The sequence below is a fragment of the Rheinheimera sp. genome (assembly GCF_036568245.1).
Classification (GTDB): Bacteria; Pseudomonadota; Gammaproteobacteria; order Enterobacterales; family Alteromonadaceae; genus Alishewanella.
The window spans coordinates 26,261-46,124 of sequence record NZ_DATCSY010000371.1 but is presented as its reverse complement, the minus strand read 5'-3'; the positions used below and the strand labels follow the sequence as shown (position 1 = coordinate 46,124).

General features: G+C 49.8%; 17 protein-coding genes and 1 pseudogene. 6 read left to right on the top strand and 12 right to left on the bottom strand.

All coding sequences use genetic code 11. From position 1 onward, the window contains the following. The 3 genes from VIN66_RS16460 to VIN66_RS16450 all read left to right on the top strand — a co-directional run. A partial coding sequence (locus VIN66_RS16460) for a diguanylate cyclase (protein WP_331924992.1) occupies positions 1–270 on the top strand: 270 nt, incomplete at its 5' end. Between the two features lie 123 nt (positions 271–393). Further along, positions 394–717, top strand: a complete 324-nt coding sequence (locus VIN66_RS16455) for a hypothetical protein (protein WP_331924991.1) — start codon at positions 394–396, stop codon at positions 715–717. Positions 718–797: 80 nt separating this feature from the next. After that, entirely contained in the window at positions 798–1,358 is a 561-nt protein-coding gene (locus tag VIN66_RS16450) for a CBS domain-containing protein (protein ID WP_331924990.1), read from the top strand. 65 nt (positions 1,359–1,423) lie between these two features. Here VIN66_RS16450 and VIN66_RS16445 read toward each other — a convergent pair whose 3' ends face one another. Next, entirely contained in the window at positions 1,424–1,981 is a 558-nt protein-coding gene (locus tag VIN66_RS16445) for an NAD/FAD-utilizing enzyme (RefSeq protein WP_331924989.1), read from the bottom strand. A 219-nt stretch (positions 1,982–2,200) separates the two neighbouring features. Between VIN66_RS16445 and VIN66_RS16440 the strand changes: the two genes are divergently transcribed. Next, the gene (locus VIN66_RS16440) at positions 2,201–4,291 is read left to right on the top strand and encodes a S9 family peptidase (RefSeq protein ID WP_331924988.1); all 2,091 of its coding nucleotides are present in this window, start codon (positions 2,201–2,203) and stop codon (positions 4,289–4,291) included. 4 nt (positions 4,292–4,295) lie between these two features. On the opposite strand, the gene VIN66_RS16435 is transcribed toward VIN66_RS16440, so the two are convergent. The 4 genes and pseudogenes from VIN66_RS16435 to VIN66_RS16420 all read right to left on the bottom strand — a co-directional run bounded on the left by VIN66_RS16435 (position 4,296) and on the right by VIN66_RS16420 (position 7,096). Further along, a complete protein-coding gene (locus tag VIN66_RS16435) occupies positions 4,296–4,979 on the bottom strand; it encodes a response regulator transcription factor (RefSeq protein ID WP_331924987.1) in 684 nt (227 codons plus the stop codon). Next, complete coding sequence (locus tag VIN66_RS16430) at positions 4,972–5,814, bottom strand: sensor histidine kinase (protein WP_331924986.1); 843 nt, start codon at positions 5,812–5,814, stop codon at positions 4,972–4,974. The genes VIN66_RS16435 and VIN66_RS16430 overlap by 8 nt, the downstream gene beginning before the upstream one ends. A gap of 46 nt (positions 5,815–5,860) precedes the next feature. After that, positions 5,861–6,292: pseudogene (locus VIN66_RS16425) on the bottom strand (potassium transporter TrkG); the annotation flags it as partial. 63 nt (positions 6,293–6,355) lie between these two features. Continuing rightward, a complete protein-coding gene (locus VIN66_RS16420; protein WP_331924985.1) occupies positions 6,356–7,096 on the bottom strand; it encodes a TrkH family potassium uptake protein in 741 nt (246 codons plus the stop codon). Positions 7,097–7,372: 276 nt separating this feature from the next. On the opposite strand from VIN66_RS16420, the gene VIN66_RS16415 reads away from it, so the two are divergent. After that, positions 7,373–8,086 (top strand): hypothetical protein, encoded by a 714-nt coding sequence (locus VIN66_RS16415; RefSeq protein WP_331924984.1) that lies wholly within the window; start codon positions 7,373–7,375, stop codon positions 8,084–8,086. 82 nt (positions 8,087–8,168) lie between these two features. Here the strand turns inward: VIN66_RS16415 and VIN66_RS16410 are convergent, their stop codons facing one another. From VIN66_RS16410 to VIN66_RS16400, 3 genes are read right to left on the bottom strand one after another with little or no spacing between them, the layout of a single operon-like run. Further along, positions 8,169–9,134: a DUF4862 family protein gene (locus tag VIN66_RS16410; RefSeq protein ID WP_331924983.1), complete on the bottom strand. Its 966-nt coding sequence runs from the start codon at positions 9,132–9,134 to the stop codon at positions 8,169–8,171. A 40-nt stretch (positions 9,135–9,174) separates the two neighbouring features. Further along, a complete protein-coding gene (locus VIN66_RS16405; protein WP_331924982.1) occupies positions 9,175–9,483 on the bottom strand; it encodes a hypothetical protein in 309 nt (102 codons plus the stop codon). A 12-nt stretch (positions 9,484–9,495) separates the two neighbouring features. Further along, positions 9,496–10,677, bottom strand: coding sequence for an NAD(P)/FAD-dependent oxidoreductase (locus VIN66_RS16400; RefSeq protein WP_331924981.1), 1,182 nt, complete (start codon positions 10,675–10,677; stop codon positions 9,496–9,498). 369 nt (positions 10,678–11,046) lie between these two features. Here VIN66_RS16400 and VIN66_RS16395 point away from each other — a divergent pair, with 369 nt between their 5' ends. Beyond that, the gene (locus VIN66_RS16395; RefSeq protein WP_331924980.1) at positions 11,047–13,353 is read left to right on the top strand and encodes a S8 family serine peptidase; all 2,307 of its coding nucleotides are present in this window, start codon (positions 11,047–11,049) and stop codon (positions 13,351–13,353) included. A gap of 93 nt (positions 13,354–13,446) precedes the next feature. Here the strand turns inward: VIN66_RS16395 and VIN66_RS16390 are convergent, their stop codons facing one another. The 4 genes from VIN66_RS16390 to VIN66_RS16375 form a co-directional block, all read right to left on the bottom strand. Continuing rightward, a complete protein-coding gene (locus VIN66_RS16390) occupies positions 13,447–16,551 on the bottom strand; it encodes a S8 family serine peptidase (protein ID WP_331924979.1) in 3,105 nt (1,034 codons plus the stop codon). A gap of 249 nt (positions 16,552–16,800) precedes the next feature. Further along, entirely contained in the window at positions 16,801–17,343 is a 543-nt protein-coding gene (locus VIN66_RS16385; RefSeq protein WP_331924978.1) for a PEP-CTERM sorting domain-containing protein, read from the bottom strand. 171 nt (positions 17,344–17,514) lie between these two features. After that, positions 17,515–18,540 (bottom strand): L-threonine 3-dehydrogenase, encoded by a 1,026-nt coding sequence (gene tdh, locus VIN66_RS16380; RefSeq protein WP_331924977.1) that lies wholly within the window; start codon positions 18,538–18,540, stop codon positions 17,515–17,517. 15 nt (positions 18,541–18,555) lie between these two features. Then, entirely contained in the window at positions 18,556–19,752 is a 1,197-nt protein-coding gene (locus tag VIN66_RS16375; RefSeq protein ID WP_331924976.1) for a glycine C-acetyltransferase, read from the bottom strand. Between the last annotated feature and the right edge of the window lie 112 nt (positions 19,753–19,864).

Here is a 19,864-nt window from a genome sequence, read left to right as displayed (position 1 = left end):
TATGGCGGGGAAGAGTTTGTTGCAGTATTACCAGATACCACTGCCGACGGAGCCCGCACTGTAGCGGCCAAAATTCTGGCGGCTATCACAGCGTTAGCTATCGCGCATCCGGCATCGAAGTATGGCGTGATCAGTGTCAGTATCGGTATTGCAGCCGCAGATCCACATTGGGGTTATGAAGCAGACATCACCGAGCGTGCTGATAAGCAACTGTACCTGACCAAGCAGCGGGGCCGAAATGGCTTCTCGCAGCAGGAAACAACCAGCTAGCTAAACCTCTTAACAGTGAAATTGTGCAATTTGTCGCAATTGTTAGGCGGTCAGCCTTGCATATTTTGTAAACAGCCAGCATATTTGATTTAGATCAATATCGGTTTAATAAGGTTACCCGTTGTGCGTTGGCTAAGTAGTTTTGCCTTAATACTGTATCTAAGCTTGTTGTGTACGCCACAAGCCTTTGCAGTGCACGATGCACGGCTGTCACCGCTGGCCGATACACAATTCCATGCCGTCACACCTGAAATACCACAGTGTACCTCTGATGTAACACAGGATGGCACTGACGAGCCACAACCGGTTTTGCCGGTTACCGCTAACAAGCAACTCCCCCACAACGGCAATAACTCACCTGAGCAACTGATAGCTGCCGGTATTGCTGCCAGTCTGACACTGCAACAGGCGCGTGCGCCACCGGTACTTACCTCACAATTTGTTTAATTCTGAACAGCCAGGCTGTTTATTTACCAAGAAATAATTGTTCCGGCATGGCCTCTGCGTGCCGGTTTGTGAGGAATACCATGAAAACGTTAGCCTTATATGCTGTTGAAGCTATTGACCATTTAGTACAACCAGCTGATTTTGACGATACTACTCTGAGTTCACCTGCGCTGTCTGTTGTTACTGATTTCAAACACAGCCTGCCTAATATGATCAGCGCCGCCAGTTCTGCCAGTGATGCGCTTGAAATGATGCAACAAGAACAAAGCAAGTTAAAACTGGTTGTTGATAACGACGGTGAGATGGTCGGCTTACTGCATCTGGAACAGTTGTCAGATCAGGCCATTATGCGCCGAGTAGCCTTCGGTGACAGCCGTGATGATATTCTGGTTGCCGATCTGATGCGCCCGCGTGAGCGCATTAAAGCGCTGGCGTACCAACAGTTAAAACAATGCAGTATCGCTGATGTTGTTAATACACTGCAATCCAGTGGCGAACAACACTGCGTCGTCATCGACCGCGAAAGCCATCAGATCCGGGGCGTAATCAGCGCACAGGACATCGCACGGCGACTGAAAGTGAATCTGCATATTCAGCAAACGCCGACTTTCCTGCATATCTTCGACAGCCTGAGTGCCTGAGGCTAAGACAAAACAGGCTGGCAGTAATAGCCAGCCTGTTTATTCAATGCTCACCACTGACGCTGTTAGGGCATCACTTTTACAAAACGGCGGAATAACTGCTGACTGCGCACAACCCAGGCCGGTGTAGCCTCGCCCTGGCCGACACTTTTCAGTTTCGGGTAATGTTGTATCACGCCGTTAAGCACTGCTTCCTGCGCTGGTTCAATATCGATAAACAACACATGTTGCCCCTGCTGTAGTTCTCCCTGAAAGCGCTTGAAGTGGGTATTGGGCTGCTGAATACCAATAAAGCCGCCTTCCCAGGTACAGAAGCCAAGCACTACTACAGCCAGAAAGATAAAAGGGATCCAACCGGCTGTTGTCTCTGTCCAGCCAAGAATATAGGCCAGGGCCAGGATAAACAAAGCCGCTATCACGCCAATGACTGCGCCAATTTCTGTTGCGTGCACAACATCGCTTTTCAGCACAGGTGCAACTTCATGTAAACGGTGTAGTTCTATCGCAGCATCATTGTCACTCAGTACATGAACCTGTGGCGCATCGATACCGTGCTGCTGCAGTTCATATTCTATTTTCACAAAATCGGTTAGGTCGTCACTGATAAAGTAGTGCCTTAACATGTCGCCATCCTCCATACAGATAAACAGCCGGGTGTTAAGTATAGGCAATCAGTCGCATAACTGTACAAATATTAGCCATACCTTAATACTGCAAACACACCTGCTTTTAGAGCTATGCCGCTTAAAACCTTCAGTTTGCCGCTAACAGGTTTGTCACAGCAAACAGATCAGGATAGTTTTAAGGACCAAACTATAAGATTAATGATATCCGGGAGATTTATGTCTACTTTTACCCGCTCAGCGTTGGCTATCACGGCCAGTCTGCTCCTGGGCAGTGCTGCGTTACAGGCAGAAACCACCAGCCAGACGCCAGTCAGTGCCAGCAGCCGTTATTTTGAAGCAGAAGATATATTTGCGCTGGAATACGCCAGCGACGTGCAGATATCGCCAGATGGCAGCAAAATTGTTTATGTTCGCGCCAGCAACGACATCATGACGGACAGCACGCACACAACCTTATGGCTGCTGGATGTCAAAACCGGTAAACAACTCCCGTTGTTTGCTGATAAGTTTAACTATAGCCAGCCGCGCTGGTCTGCCGATGGTAAGCAGCTGGCGTTTATCTCAGATGTTAGCGGCAAGCGCCAAATTCACCTGCACTGGCTGGCGGAGAATAAAACCGCACAGTTATCCACGCTGCAAAACAGCCCGTCCAACCTGACCTGGTCACCGGATGGCAAACAGCTGGCATTTACGATGAATATAATGGCCAGCGAGGCCGACGTAAAACAACGGGTTAAGAAGGTGAAAAAGCCTGCAGGGGCAAAATGGTCTGATTCAGCAGTCGTGCTCGACAGAGTGCGTTATCAGGCGGATGGCCAAGGCTTTCTGAAACCCGAGTTCCGCCAGATCTTTGTCCTGCCGGCCAGTGGCGGTACCGAGCGCCAGCTGACCAAAGGCGATTTTCACTATGGCAGCGATTTGCAGTTCACCCCCGACAGTAAAGCGCTGGTATTTTCCGCCAATCTGGATGCCGAGTGGGAGTTTCAGCCACGCGACAGCAACCTGTACCGGCTGGATTTAGCCACAGAACAGCTGGTTGCGCTGACTACCATGGCCGGAGATGAGTCATCTCCGGTGTTCTCGCCTGATGGCAGGCAACTGGCTTTCCTGTGGCAGAGCAACGATCTGGTGCCTTACAGCAACAGCAAGCTAAAAATCCTTACGCTGGGTAATAATACTGTTACTGATGTCGCAGCAGACTTTGACCGCAGTATCGACAGCCCTAACTGGCTGAGTAATTCCAGCTTTGTTGTGCAATACGATGACCGCGGTCAGCGCAAACTGGCCAGTTTAACCAGTAAAGGCAAACTGACAGACCTGACGGCCAGTTTAGGCGGCGTCAGCCAGCCACAACCTTATCTGAGCGGCCAGTACAGTGTGTCAGACAATGGCGTAATAGCCTACACCCATGGTACCAGTCAGCGTCCAAGCGATGTTGCAGTACTGCAAAAAGGCAAAAGCACAGTGCTGACGGCACTTAACGAAGATTTGTTAGGCCACAAAAAATTGGCTCAGGTGCATGAAATTACGTATAAATCTTCATTTGACGGCGAAGAGATCCAGGGCTGGTATATGACACCTCCGGATTTCGACCCGGCGAAAAAATATCCGTTACTGCTGGAAATCCACGGCGGCCCGCATTTAGCGTACGGCCCGCAATGGAGCGCCGAAATGCAGCGTTATGCCAAAGAAGGCTATGTGGTGTTTTACGACAATCACCGCGGCAGCTCATCTTATGGCGAACGGTTTGCGATGTTGCTACATAATAAATACAGCTCACCGGAAGACTATGCCGACCACGACAGCGGCGTAAATGCGATGCTTAAACTGGGCTTTATCGACGAAAATAATCTGTTTATTGGCGGTGGTTCTGCCGGTGGTATCGCGACCGCCTATGCCATTGGCCTGACCAACAGATATAAAGCAGCAGCAGTCGTTAAACCTATTATCAACTGGTTAAGCAAAGTGCTGACCGGCGACTCTTACACCTACCAGACCTTCCATCAGTTCCCGGGGGTGCCATGGGAAAATGTGGAACATTACTGGCAGCGTTCACCACTGAGCCTGGTCGGCAATGTCACGACACCAACCATTCTGATCACCGGTGAAAGCGACAGGCGTACGCCAATCTCGGAATCAGAGCAGTTTTATCAGGCGCTGAAACTACGGCGGATTGATACAGCGATGGTGCGTATTCCGGGCTCTCCACATGGTATTTCTAACCGGCCAAGCCGGATGATTGAAAAAGTAGAATATATGCTGGCGTGGTTCGAGAAGTACCGCACACCAGCAGAAAAAACCAACTAGTTATTTAACCCGGTATGCTGGCTGCCAGGCGGTAGCCAACGCCGGGTTCTGTTTTCAGATACATCGGCGCTGCCGGATTAGCCTCCAGCTTCTGCCGCAACTGCGCCACGTGCACCCGCACATATTCCGGCCTGTCGACATAAGCCTTACCCCAAACCTGCGTCAGGATCTGGTTATGTGTCAGTACCTTGTCACAATGCCGCATCAGCAGTAGCAAGATGTCATATTCGGTTTTAGTCAGGTGGACTTGTTGCCCGCCGCGCTGTACAGAGCGGCTTATCGGATCCAGCTGCACATCGCCAAACACAAACAACTGCTGGCCGGGCGCCACTTTGCGCAGGTTTGCGCGTACCCTGGCCATCAGCTCAGCTGCACTGAACGGTTTGGTGACATAATCGTTTGCACCGTTATCCAGAGCCTGAACTTTATCCTGCTCACTGTGGCGGGCCGATATCACGATGACAGGTGTGTCGCACCAGCTGCGCAGTTGCTGCAGCCAGAGCTGACCATCCATATCTGCCAGCCCCAGATCAAGTAAAATAAGCGCTGCCGGCTGCATAACCAGATACTGTAATGCCGGCAAGCCGGCGCTGAAGCTCTGCACCTGGTACTGCTGGCTGTTTAACAGTGTAGTCAGGAAGCTCTGCATAGCCGGATCATCTTCCAGTACCAGTATTGACTCAGCCATGCTGTAGCTCCGTGACATCTGTTATCTGCTGTGGCCAGCGTAGCTTAGCCGATATGGTATGGTCCACTGAGGTTTGCAACGTAAACTGGCCGTTATGCAGCTGCATTACCGCCTTGCAAATAGCAGTACCAAGCCCGGTGCCGCTGTCACGTTGGCTCTGTTGCTGCGGTGCCGGGGCATTGCTGACTTCCAGACTGTAATACCCCTCTGATAGGTCAAAACAAACCATAAAGGGCGCGGCGCCGTGACGCACGGTATTTTCCAGCATATTTGCCAGTGCTATTTCTAACAAGGTGCTGTCGGCGACACACTGAGAGCCCGCTAGCGCTGTCTGCAGTGGCAAGCTATTTAACAGCTGCGCCCGGCGGCTAATTGCGGCGGAAATGATATCTGCTACATCAAGCTCTGCGAGCGTCAGTGTCTGCTGTGGCTGCTGCACCCGGCTTAACTCCATCACTTTGTCAAAGTGACGACTGAGTAAACTGCTTTGCTGAAAAATATTCTCGGCCTGTTGCTGTATGGCTTCTCGGCTGAGTGTCAGCTCTTTATCGGCCAGCATACTGGATGCTCCCATAATCGTTGCCAGCGGTGTACGTAAGTCATGTGAGATAGACCGCAGCAACATCACAATAAAGGTGATCAGATAGTCGATCTGGTGCACATATAAGGTGTTATAGGGTTCAACAAAAAACCAGTCGAGCAGTAGTACACTGTTTACCGTAGTAATCACGGCCCAGCGCTGTCCGGCTTGCTGTGCCATCCAGGTTACCCATAGCAGCTGTAACATGGCAACATCCGTGGTTGTTAATAAATCGCGCCCCGGTAACAGCAGCAATGCAATCAGTACCGGTACAATCAGGGCCAGCAGCAACAGTGGCAAAATAGACAAAGGCAAACGCTAATACCGCCCCCAGCAAACTATCGTCGAGCTTTTTGCTGCCGTATTTACGTGTCCATACTGCATTAGGGTGGATCAGTAAATTCAGCTGCTTCAGTAGTAAATACCCAGCCAGCTGGGTTCGGAAAATTTTCAGCCCACCCGAAGTTGAACCGGAACAACCACCGCTGAATGTCAGGTAAAAAAACAATACCACCGCCATCGCTCCCCACTTTGTATAGTCCTCAGAGGCGTACCCACAGGTGGTAATAACAGACACCACATTAAACACACTGTGGGTCAATGCTGCAAACCAGTCCCGGTCATTGTGCGCTATCTGGTACAGCGCCAGCAGTATGGCGGCCACCAGTACAATAGCAATAAAGGCTTTAACCTGCGGATCGCGCAACAGTGCCCATCGATCCCCCCGCGCCATACCAACAAACAGCACAAACGGCAAAGCAGCCAGTGCCATCCACACACTGCTTAACCACAGCAATCAGGGCTTATCATTGAAATAGCCAAACGAGGCGTCATAGTTTGCAAAACCGCCGGTAGCAGCAGATGTCATGGCATGTGTCAGCGCATCAAACCATGACATGCCACCGACATAGTAACTAAGCGCTGCACCAGCACTGATGGCCAGATAGACCAGCAAAATAGAACCGGATAAATGGCTGCTGCGTGGCAGAATCTTCTCAGAAATATCCGAGCTTTCCGTTTTAAACAGCTTCATGCCGCCAATTTTCAATGCCGGTAATATTGCTATCGCCATCACAATAATGCCAATTCCACCAATCCATTGTAAAATAGCGCGCCAAAGCAGCACAGCTTTGGGCATAGTATCCAGTCCGCTAAGCACGGTAGAGCCTGTCGTTGTAATAGCGGACACCGCTTCAAACCAGGCATCAGTCATACTCAATTGCGGTAAACTCAGGTACAACGGCAGTGCAGCAAAAGCGCATACCGATAACCAGCAAAGTGTGGTCAGCAAAAACAAATAACGCTTTTTCAGCTCTGTCGCACCGCCTGAACGCACAAGCAGTGCGGCACCCGCACCAGCGGTAACCAGCGCAGACAACAAAAAGCTCCAGAATGCTTTGTCGTGCAACATAAAACTGATTGCCATAGTGGTAAATTGGGCGACCGCCAGGCAGGCCAGCAGATAACCAATCACCCGGTAGAAAAAGCGTTTATTATTGATAGCGCTAACATTGAGCACAAAGGAGTAATCAGACATTACAACACAACCCCTGTTTCAGATGCCGCCAAGCCTACCGCTATCACAGATGTTGTGTTGTAAAGCTTTTCTAAAGATTTAGGCTATCAGTATAAAGATTTTATAAAGACGCCACGCAACCTGCTTCAACCCGGTCAAACTGCCAGAAAAAGCCTCATTGCACGCTGTTCTGAAAGAAACTCCCGGATATTTAGCAAAAACAACGCTTAGAAATTTGACGTACCGGATAAGCTGTGTCAGTTTTTAGGGCCTGAGCAAGTCAAGATCAAGCGCAACATGTTAACAACAGGATTTGTTAAATCATTTCTGATACGGCTGATGCAACCTGCACTTTGCCGCAGTGCAAACGCAACAGACGTGCTGCTGGGACAAGCAGCAAAGTTATACCTCGGCAAATCAGATGCCTATCAGTTAGACAAAGAGCTGAACCGGTATTATCAAAACATTGAAATCCCCCGTTTACTGCAAGAGATTCAGTTTGATGCGGTGTACCCGCTACTGAAGAAAGACGGTTATAAGACAGATATTCTCGATATGCCGACCCGCTCGCCGTCGCTATGGTTCAGGCCGTTTTCATTGTGGAACAGAAGGTTGTACCTGCTGCGCCATGCCCGCATCAGAATTGATATTTTGTTGCTGAAAAAAGGTGATAGCATTCCGGCACATGCCCACAGAGGCGTACTGTCAGGCTTTTTAGTACTCAAAGGCCTGGTGAATATTCGCCACTATGATGTGTCGGAATACCAGCAAGATGGCGTGATTTGCCATAAAACAGTCGACAAAGACCTGGGTGCAGGTGGCTATACCACCAACCATGATGAAAAAGACAATATCCATTTTTTAACCGGTCTTGCGGATGAGTCTGTATTATACCGCTTTAATATCACAGGCCTGCAATCCCCTGTCCCCGTGCACACTGCGCTACGCGGCAGAATGTATGTGGACGTATCCCGCATCGATACTGACGGCGGCTTTGCGCCCTTTAAGTAAACTGGCACACTCCCGCGCGGCACAGACTGCAGCACTTCAGTGCTGCATAACGCCGCGCCAGCATTTTGCATATAGCGCTGAGTTAAAAAAACCTGTCTAAAATAGCGAGCATATCGCGGATATAAGCAACACGTAGCTCAACCGGTGCCTGGTGCGGCCGGATACCAATTTTCGCCCCCAGTACCGGTAGCTGCTTCAGATTATCGATGGCTGCGAGGCATTGGTGTATCGCCTGCTCACTCATCCAGCTGCCAGGCTCGCCATGCTTTACCTGTTCACTGCTTTGCGGGGGCTGGTGACTGTCGCGCCAGGCGCCGTACTCACTGTCCTTATCAGACACACCAGAAAACATCACGCCACTTAGTAAACCAGCGTCCTGAGCGGCCAGAATATGCTGCCTGGCACCGTCTACTTGCCGGCTTTCAAATACCGAGCGGCCCCAGTTAATCACCATGCCCAGCTTTTGCTGCGGGGCGGCCTGTTCATTCAATCGCATTAGCAGTGCCAGCTCATCCTGCAGCGCTAAAAAGCCTTTTGACGGTTCATGCCCAGGCATCAGTGCGTCGCAATGTTCAATCACGATCTTGGCGCCCTGCCAATCCCACTGCAGCATAGTGTGCAATGATTGCTCCAGCGCCTGTACCGAAGAGTCAGCTTTGTTGCGCGCCGGTGCAGTTTGAATTTGAATAGCGGTAACGGCCTGACGACCAAGATGATGGGTTAACCTGGCAATCGCTTCACATGCTTGCTGCATAAAACTCAACGCAGCCTGGCGCCCAGTTTCATCTGTCGATGCCAGGCCAAACTGCGGATTTTGCCCAAGCGCATTCATAATGCCGGGAATGCAAGTAAACACATAATCCCACTGCGGTGCGATATTGGCTAAAAACCAGTTGTCGTCATGTATATGCAACTTGCCCAGAAACGGATGCTCCAGCCCTTTAATGTTGCTGAGCTGTTTCAGTTCATTGTAATAAGCGGTTTCCAGTTGCTGATCCCAGCCGGTTTGATTGGGCGAAGCGGCATAAGCGCCAACATAATATTTCATTGTTACTTTTATCCTGTGACAGAATCTGTGACCAGCGTAGTTAGTCGTCCGGGCCACTTAACGTAAACACCAAATGCCGGCGCATATCCTTAAGCACTATGCCTTGTTTCAGCAGCAAAGCACTGAGCTTTTTTTGCCACAGCAGCAGCTGAGTTTGCGCCTGATCCAGATAAGGCTGGCCGCTAAACTGCAGCCGCACCAGCAGCGAGCCGGGAAAAGCCTCATACTCCATACTAAACCAGCACTGCGCGGTGCCGGGCAAACCCGCCAGAGCTTGCTGCTCCAGTGCCGTTACCGCCTCCAGTACAGCCGCCTGCTGTTTTAACTGAACTTTAGAAAGTTTTTTCATTGCAATCCCACACTAACAATACTGTCCGGCTACCCAGCCGCTGGCCCAAGCCCACTGAAAGTTGTAGCCCCCTAACCAGCCGGTGACGTCTACCACTTCGCCGATAAAATACAGGCCTGGCTGGCTTTTTGCTTCCATGGTTTTTGATGACAAGTAATCGGTATCGACACCGCCGATGGTGACTTCTGCGGTGCGGTAGCCCTCGGTGCCGTTCGGCTTAAACACATAGCCATGCAGGCTGTCAGCAAGCTGTGCAATGCTTCTTGGGGTTAACGCTTTCAGCGGCTGATTCTTGAATACATTTAGCTCCAGCAGTTTTTCTACCAGCCGTTTTGGCAGCAACTTGCCCAACGCGGTTTTTACTTCTTGTTCAGGGTGAGCTTGCTGCTGAGCGGCTAAGAATTCAGTGATGTCAGTTTGCGGTGACATATTCACTGTGACGTCGTCCCCCGGCTGCCAATAACTGGATATTTGCAAAATGGCTGGCCCGCTTAAACCGCGGTGGGTAAACAACATGTCTTCCGGAAATACAGTGCCATTAGCTTCAGCCGTTACCGGCAAAGACACACCGCTTATTTCTTCAAACACCGCCTTGTCGGCCGGCTGCCAGGTTAATGGCACTAAGGCCGCTCGCAGTGGCAGTACTTTTAAACCAAACTGTTCGGCCAACTGAAAACCAAAGGCGGTGGCGCCTAAATTAGGTAAACTCAGGCCGCCACTGGCAATCACTAAGCTTTGGCACTGCCGGCTCAGCTCTGGCGTAGTAACCGTATACTGGCCCTCAGCAAAACTGACAGCGGTAATGTTCTGCTGCAGCGCAATTTGCACATTAGCGGTTTTCGCCTCTTTTAACAGCATATCGACGATATCTTTCGCAGAATCATCACAAAACAGCTGCCCCAGTGTTTTCTCGTGATACGCAATACTGTGCTTTTGCACCAATGCAATAAAATCCCATTGCGTATAACGGCTTAAAGCAGACTTACAGAAGTGCCTGTTTTGCGACAGAAAATTCTCTGGCCCAGCGTACATGTTGGTGAAATTGCAACGGCCACCGCCAGACATCAGAATTTTGCGCCCTACCCGCTTGCCATTGTCCAATACTAATACGCTACGACCACGCTTTCCCGCCTCTATTGCGCACATCAGTCCGGCGGCTCCGGCACCAATTACAATTACATCCCACTGCTGCATCAGGCTGCTCTACCCGCTCTTAATCAAAGAGCCGCTATTGTCGGCGACTCTGCCGATGGATGCAATCGACGACTGCTTAGCAAAAAGCATTATAAGTTATGCAGAATCGACATATGGGAAAACAGGTACTGCCAGCGTGACCGGGTGCTGACGCCCATCCACGCTGTAGCGTTCCCAAGCAGGTGACTTGCAAAAAGACCTTTTTTCCAGACAAGGCGTGTGCCGGCGCGAAAGCTGTAACAAATGTCACCATTTAGCAGATTTACATAAAATTACAATTTAGTTAAAAGGGTGAAAGATGTTGCTGCAAGGTTGCAGCAGGCCGTCATCATCCAGGAAACATACAACAATAAATAATTCGAGAAACAGATGAAAAAACCTCAGTTCACCCTTAATAAGCTGGCTTTACTTTGCCTGCCAGCCACCTTGCTGACTGCTGCTGCAACTACGCAAGCGGCGGATCAGGCCAGCCGTTACGCCAGCCCGGTCATAGCGGCGGCGAAAAACCAGCAAACAGCAAGTGACGGGACAAAGCGTTACATAGTGAAATATAAGCAACAACAACTTGAGCTTGCCAGCCCGGGAACATTCAATGCCAGCGACACACAACGCAGGTTAAACAATCTGCAGCACTACAAAGCCAAGTTTGAGCAACGTGGTAACCGTGTTAAAGAAGTGCTGGCTGCACAATCGGCACTGGCTGTTGAGTTATCCGCTGCGGAACTTGCTGCTCTGGCTCAAGACAGTACCATTGAATTGATTGAAGAGGATTATAAACGCTACCCGATGGCCCAGCAGATACCTTACGGCTATACCATGGTACAAGCGAATCAGGTCAGTGACGATTTTGCATCCAATCAAAAAGTATGTGTCATCGATTCAGGTCTGGACTTACCGCATGAAGATTTTCTGAGCGCTAACATCACCGGCACCAATAACTCCGGCACTGGTAACTGGTCTGACAACGGTGGCCCGCACGGCACTCATGTAGCCGGCACTATAGCGGCGCTAAACAATGCGACCGGCATGCTCGGTGTTATGCCTAACGCCAACGTGAAACTGCATATCATCAAAGTATTTAACGACGATGGCTGGGGCTACAGTTCTACCTTATCTAACGCAGTAAATACCTGTGTCAGTAACGGTGCTACGGTAATAAACATGAGCCTGGGTGGAGAAGGCTCCAGTACAACAGAATCAAACGCTATGCAGGCAGCCTTTGATGCCGGCGTATTGTTGATTGCCGCAGCAGGTAACGACGGTAATACAGCGCTGTCCTATCCGGCGTCTTATAACTCTGTTATATCTGTTGCCGCAATAGACAAAAATAAGCAGCTGGCAGATTTCTCGCAGCGTAACAGCCAGGTAGAACTGTCCGGACCGGGTGTCGACATACGCTCGACATATCCGGAAGGGACCGGTCTTGAGGCCACGTTAAGCGTAGGCAGTACCAGCTACGACAGCAGCCCTATGACTAACTCTTCAGATGGCAGCGCAAATGCCCCCCTTGCCAGCTGTGGTTTAGCAGAAAGCACCTGCTCAGGCGTCAGCAACAAGATTTGTCTGATCGAGCGCGGTAATGTCAGTTTTGTGCAGAAAGTTCAGTCTTGTGAAGCGGGTGGTGGCCTGGCAGCGATTATTTATAATAACGTGGCAGGTGATTTCGGTGGCACACTGGGAGATAACCCTGGTACCACTATTCCGGCTTTGGCTGTGACTCAGGCAGTGGGTCAGGCATTGATGACGAAACTCAACCAAACTGCCAGCCTGAACTCGGGCGCCAGTAACTACGGTCTGATGAGCGGCACTTCGATGGCCTCTCCGCACGTAGCCGGTGTAGCTGCCTTGTTGTGGAGCCATTATCCACAGTGTACTAACGCCCAGATCAGAAACGTGCTGGCCACAACAGCAGAAGACTTAGGCACAGTAGGGCGCGATAATTCATATGGCTATGGTCTGGTTCGCACTAAAGCGGCATACGATTATATTGCCCAGAATGGTTGTGACGGTAATGGCAGTGAGCCACCACCACCTGCAGGTAATGAGTTGGTTAAAGGTATTGCTACCACCGGCATCAGTGGTGCCACGGGCAGCAGCACACTTTATACCTTTGCGGTGCCCTCTGGTGCTACTAACCTGACTGTCACTATGTCCGGCGGAAGCGGTGATGCCGATATGTATGTTAAATCTGGCAGCCAGCCAACCAGCTCGGTCTACGATTGCCGTCCTTATAAAACCGGCAACAATGAAAGCTGCAGCTTCACAGCGCCTCAGCCTGGCACATACTACATTATGCTAAACGGTTACAGTGCCTATTCCGGTGTGTCGCTACTGGCTGATTACACTGCAGCAAGCGGTGGTGGCACTAACCAGGGTGCAACTATGACGGAATCAAACATCAGCATTGCACGCCGCAGCTGGAAACACTACACCGTAACGGTGCCGGCAGGCATGAGCAGCCTGACTATTGATACGTCTGGCGGCAGCGGTGACGCAGACTTGTATGTAAAACGCGGCAGCCAGCCAACCACAACCAGCTACGATTGCCGGCCCTATAACACTGGCAATACTGAGAGCTGCAGCTTTACCACCCCTCAGGCTGCAACCTGGTACATCTCAGTTTATGGTTACAGTGCAGTAAGTGGCTTAACGCTAACAGCGACTTATCAACCTTAAGCTGATAACAGGCAATGAAAAATCCGGTGATTAATCACCGGATTTTTTGTGTTGAAACTGTGCACCAATACACAGTTTCATTCATCACATCAATTACGGATTGGCAATCACTTCAATCAGCGTCGATGAATGCTCAATGCTGTCAGCATCTTCGAATGCAACCACACCTAAATATGGCAACGGGCTGGCCGTCAGGTTAGACGTCATGACAGTAACAATGTTTGACCGGCCCATAATAGCGCGTGGGCTGGAAACAAGGCGGGTAGTGCTTTCCTGGCTATCCACAATCCATAGCGGCATAGTGTATTCAGCCTCTGTTGCACCCAGCAAGTCATACGCATGTACAAACACCAGATAGAAATCACCCGCTGCGTCATTTGCTGCCGGAGCAGGGTCGCGTAGCGTCACTACCTCATTACCACCTGAAGCTGCAGAAGATCCAACTGGATCACAGGCATAACCAATACAGCGATAAACATATAGATCTAGATCTGCACCCGGTACAGAAGCCAAAGCTTCATTCAAGCTGAAGCGAGCTACGCGGGTCCCCTCAGGTACCAGGAAGGCATGGAAGCCCAAACCAGCTTCATTAAAGCTAAAGGTCCGATCCGGGTCTTGAGTCACAGTGCGGGTTGAACCAAACGGTGCACTGACACCTACCACAGAAGCACTGGTAGTGCCGCTATAGCGCATATCAACCTGGAAGCTTAAACGTCCAGATTTCGCTTTAACCGCGCCACTGATCACTTCAGGCGCGACGATAAGCTGTGGTGATTCGACTTTAACAGCAATAGGGCTGCGTACACTATGCACACCGTTAGACCAGGTAATAGCGCCAAATACCCACTGACCAATAGTTGCACTGGCATTAGGTGTAAATTTCACACCATAAGCCACTGACGCATTAGCAGCCACCGTCATCTGGTTAGCCCCGTCGTTGGTAATAACTTCAACATCAACACCGGCAGGCGCTTCAACAGTTGCGGTATATACCGAGCCTGAGCCACTAACATCGGTTACCACACGGGTCAGCGTTTCGGCACCGGTTAACTCAGCGATGGCCATAGATGGCAGGTTTAGCTGACTTGGGTCAGTATCATAGCCCGCAGCTTCGAACTGGGCACAGGTAACACCTGTAGTATTAGCTACAAAGCTACTGTTGCCGATACCACACAGGAAGGCAAAGTAATCATTGTTGGCAATATCATAGGTCAAGCCTGGTTGGGTAGCCTTGTTAGGCACTGCGTGACCAGCACCAAAGTCAAACGGATCTGCAGGAGTTACACCGTTTTCTTTGGTGAGATTCTGCCGCGCCGTAGTCATCAGTGCTGATTTCACCATAGCGGCTGACCAGTCTGGATGTACCTCTTTCACCAATGCCGCCATACCAGCAATATGCGGGCTGGACATTGACGTGCCCTGCAGGTAGGTAAAGCTGTTACCTGGCGGAGCTAACATAGGCTGAGATGAAGCACCCGCCAGAATTTTCACACCAGGCGCTGTAATGTCTGGTTTAATCACGTCGAACGTTGACAGGTTAGGGCCACGTGACGAGAAGCTGGCCATAACATTACCCACTTCAACCACGTCATCAACAAATACCGACGGGCTCATTTTGACGTTGACCACACCGCCGCCAGTGATTTCAGCATTAAAGGCACTGCCTGCTGCCAAAGTTGTCATCACTGCCGGAATACCAAAGCTACCGGTACCGCCCATAGGAATAGGCGCAACGGCAGAGTTGTTATACACAATCACGCCAGCCGCGCCTGCTGCTTCTGCTGCTGCAATTTTGATGTCAAAACTACAGGTACCGCGTTGAATAAGCGCAAATTTGCCTTCAATTTCAGCAGCATTTGTTAGTTCAGTACAGGCCAACAGTGGCTCTGCAACAACAACATCAGCACTGATATCACCGACCTGGTTAAGAGGAGTTGACGTTACACCCTCTACTGCAATGTAAGTGCCCTGCAGCGGACCTGCGGTCACTTCGATACCATTGGCAATACTCAAACCATCATAAGTTGAAGCTGCTACAGTAGTTACCCAAGGTGCTGGCGTACCTATAGTACTGGCTGTCGGGCCATCATTACCGGCAGATACGGAAACAAATACGCCTGCCTGAGCAGCGCGTAATTTAGCGGCAGCAGATACAGTGGTGAGATTAACTCTGTCACCACCGATAGAATAGTTAATGACGTCTACGCCATCTGCAACCGCCTGATCAATCGCCGCCATAGTATCGCCGTAGAAGCAACCACGCTCGTTTACCCCTTCAGGGCTTACGTAATCACTGTTCCAACAGGCTTTATACATAGCAATACGCGCACGCGGCGCAATACCGGATACCGTTGCTACCGGTGTGCCATTAAACACAGCGGTAACACCTTCGTTACCGCCTGCGGTTGATGCCACGTGAGTACCATGGTTATCCGCGTCACGGGGTGAAATAAATTCGCCCGGCTGAATTTCGTACACAGTTTCAAAAGTGCTCTTAAAGTAACGCGCACCAATCAGTTTATTGTTACAGCTAAATTCCGGGTCCTCACCCACATCACAGGTACCGTTCCAACCCGAAAGCGGCGCGTAAGAACCATCATCAGCGAAGCTTGGATGCTCTGGCCAGATACCGCTATCGACAACACCGATAACCACATCTTCACCTTTAACACCCAGTGTGTGCAGGCCATCAGGTGAGCTGGTTAAGCCTAAAAACGCTGGCGTATTGGACGTCGTCATCTGCTGCGCTTCGTCACGCCATACACCTGCAACATTCGGGTGATTACGCAACGCTTCTGCCTGAGCAGCTGTCATCTTGGCTGAAAAGCCGTTAAAGGTGTGGGTGTAAGAATAGATCAGTTTATCAGCACCGCTTTGCGCCGCCAGATTCTGATGTAACGCCTTCAGGCTTTTGGTATAGGTTTGCAGCCTTGACGATGATGAGTTATAGCGGTTCAGCGCTCGGGTAACAGACTGACGCGCTGGCATTAGCTCGCCTAATTCCTGCGCTTTTTCGATGCCGGTTTTACCTTTTACCTGCACAATATACGGGGCGACTCCGGCATCAACAGCTTCTTGTTTTAATAATGCCGGGTTTATCTGAACTTCATAAGGGTTATTCATTTGCTGGGCGTGCGCTACGCCCGCAGCGACCGCTACCGCAAGGGCGGTTCTGGTCATAATTTTGGTAAGTTGCATGCTCGTTCTCCGTTTATTTTTATCGTTCGCAACACGTATTTTTTGCCTGCAAAGCAGCATAACAGCCGGGTTAATGCTAAAGAGTGGCAGTATGTTTTTACGTCACTGTATAAAAATCAGACACCTTCTTTTAACCATCCCAGACCAAAGCCCAGCTTTAACGACCACAGCATACAGATAACAAATATTTACAGCTGTAATGTTATTGATAAAAAAGCTGACACTTTAGCGCTTAACAGAGTTAACAGCTTAAACGCGGCGACGCAGTAATAAGCCACCAACACTGGCTAACAGTAAAAACATAGTGCCTGGTTCTGGTACATTGACTGACGCAGCGCTTAGCACAAACAACCCCTGATCAATGAATTGACCATCGGGAGTATAAATGTCCAACAAACCAAAATCTGTATCCCAAAATCCTTGGAATGCATAGGTACCGCTCACTTCGTTAACGTCGAAATATAAATAGCTAAAACCAGTGAATAAATCTGCTGGATCAAACATCGCAACAAACTCAAAGCTTTCACCAATTGCCAAACCAAATAGTTCAAACACTTCCCACTCAAGCACATTGCCGAGCTCGTCGATATTATTAATGTCTACTGACAAAGTGCCAAAGACAGTGCCATCTTCAAGTAAAAAATCTTGCGTAATAATAGGTGTGGCCTGTGCGGTTTGAGGTAAAGCAAAACTGCTTAACACTACTGTCGCAACAGCAAATAGTATGGACTTCAACATGGATATACCTCTGAATATTGTTATAGATTGTGTTTTTGCAAAAACTTGCAACATCTGTAATGCATAAACCAATCCAACTAAAAATTCAGCTTTATATCAGCACATTAGGCCAATTCAGTTCGTATCTATTGTCAGAGCCCAATCTTGATTGAAAAAAAAACCGACAATAAAAAAGCGAACCTCAGTTCGCCTTTTTATCATCGGTGTAGCGTACGGTTTTAATTGTCAGTACCAGTTTAGTACCACTTTTCCAGACTGCCCAGAGCACATAATGTCAAAGCCTTCCTGAAAACGTGACACTGGCATTTCGTGCGTGATCATTGGGGATAAGTCCAGCCCGGACTGAATTAAACTGGCCATTTTGTACCAGGTCTCAAACATTTCACGGCCGTAAATGCCTTTAATGATCAAGCCTTTGAAAATAACTTTGTTCCAGTCGATTGCCATATCTGATGGGGGAATGCCCAGCATGGCAATTTTGCCACCATGGTTCATGGTATCGAGCATACTGCGAAACGCCGCCGGGACCCCTGACATTTCAAGGCCAACATCAAAACCTTCAGTCATACCAAGCTCTTGCATTACCTCTTTCAGGTTTTGCTTGCTGACATCCACGGCACGGGTGGCCCCCATTTTCAGCGCCAGCTCTAAACGGTAAGGGTTTACATCAGTAACAACCACATGACGGGCACCAACATGCCGTGCTACTGCCGCAGCCATAATACCGATAGGCCCAGCACCGGTTATTAGCACATCTTCACCGACCAAATCGAACGATAAAGCAGTATGCACCGCGTTACCAAAGGGGTCGAAAATGGCCGCGATGTTATCCGGAATATTATCCGGCAATTTAAATGCATTGTATGCCGGGATCACCAGATACTCGGCAAAGGCACCCGGGCGGTTAACACCAACACCTGTGGTATTGCGGCATAAATGCACACGGCCGGCACGGCAGTTGCGGCAGTAACCACAGGTAATGTGGCCTTCGCCTGATACGCGATCACCTACTTTAAAGCCGCGAACCTCAGAGCCCATACCCTCGACCACACCGACATACTCGTGGCCAACTACCATACCGTGCGGAATGGTATTTTGTGCCCACTCATCCCACTTATAGATGTGCACATCAGTGCCACAAATAGCGGTTTTTCTGATGCGGATAAGCACATCGTTCGGCCCGACTTCAGGCTTATCAACTTCGGTTTGCCAGATCCCAGGTTCTGCTTTTAATTTTGCTAATGCTTTCATCTTTACGCCCCGCCCTTATGCGATCACGCCCATGTCTTTACCTATGCGGATAAAGGCATCAATTGCCTTGTCCAATTGCTCTTTACTGTGTGCTGCAGAAATCTGGGTGCGGATCCTGGCCTGGCCTTTAGGCACCACCGGGAAGGAGAAACCGACCACATAAATGCCCTCTGCCAGCATACGTTTGGCCATTTCAGCAGCCACTTTGGCATCACCCAGCATTACCGGAATAATGGCATGGTCTTTCCCTGCCAGGGTAAAACCGGCGGCGGACATTTTCTCGCGGAAGTAATCAGCGTTCTGCCATAACTTTGCCCGTAAGTCATCGCCCTGCTTTAACATCTCAAGTACTTTGATCGACGCCGACGCTATCGATGGTGCCAACGAATTTGAGAACAAATAAGGCCGTGAGCGCTGACGCAGCCATTCAATCACTTCTTTCTTGCCAGACGTATAGCCGCCCGATGCCCCACCCAGAGCTTTACCAAGGGTACCGGTAATAATGTCTACTCTGTCCATCACATCGCAGTATTCATGCGTGCCACGGCCATGTTTGCCAACAAAGCCAACTGCATGGCTGTCATCTACCATCACCATGGCACCATATTTATCAGCCAAATCGCAAACGGCTTTTAAATCAGCAATAACACCGTCCATAGAGAACACGCCGTCGGTCGCAATCAGCTTAAAACGTGCGCCATCAGCATCAGCCTGCTGTAACTGAGCTTCAAGTTCTGCCATATCATTATTGGCATAGCGGTAACGTTTTGCTTTGCACAACCGCACGCCGTCGATAATGGACGCATGGTTCAACGCATCGGAGATAATGGCGTCTTCAGCACCAAGCAAGGTTTCAAACAAACCGCCGTTAGCATCAAAACATGAGGAATATAGAATAGTATCTTCTGTGCCAAGAAACTCGCTGATGCTCTGCTCCAACTGCTTGTGAATATCCTGAGTACCACAGATAAAACGCACTGACGCCACACCAAAACCATGGCTATCAAGGCCATGTTTAGCCGCAGCAATAAGATCAGCATGGTTTGCTAACCCCAGATAATTATTGGCACAGAAATTCAGTACCTGCTCGCCGCCAACATCAACACTGGCTTGCTGTTGCGAGGTAATAATACGTTCTGCTTTGTATAAACCTTCTGCTTTAACATCATCTATTTGTTGTTGTAGGTGTTGCAGAAAAGCGCTGCTGCGCATAAAGCCTCCTGTTACGGGGTAGAGAGAACAGAAAAAACGGCGCTATTGTATAGCTAATATCGGTGCTGTGCAGGGGTTTTGCTTAATAGCTGGTGCTGCTCAGACCTGCTGC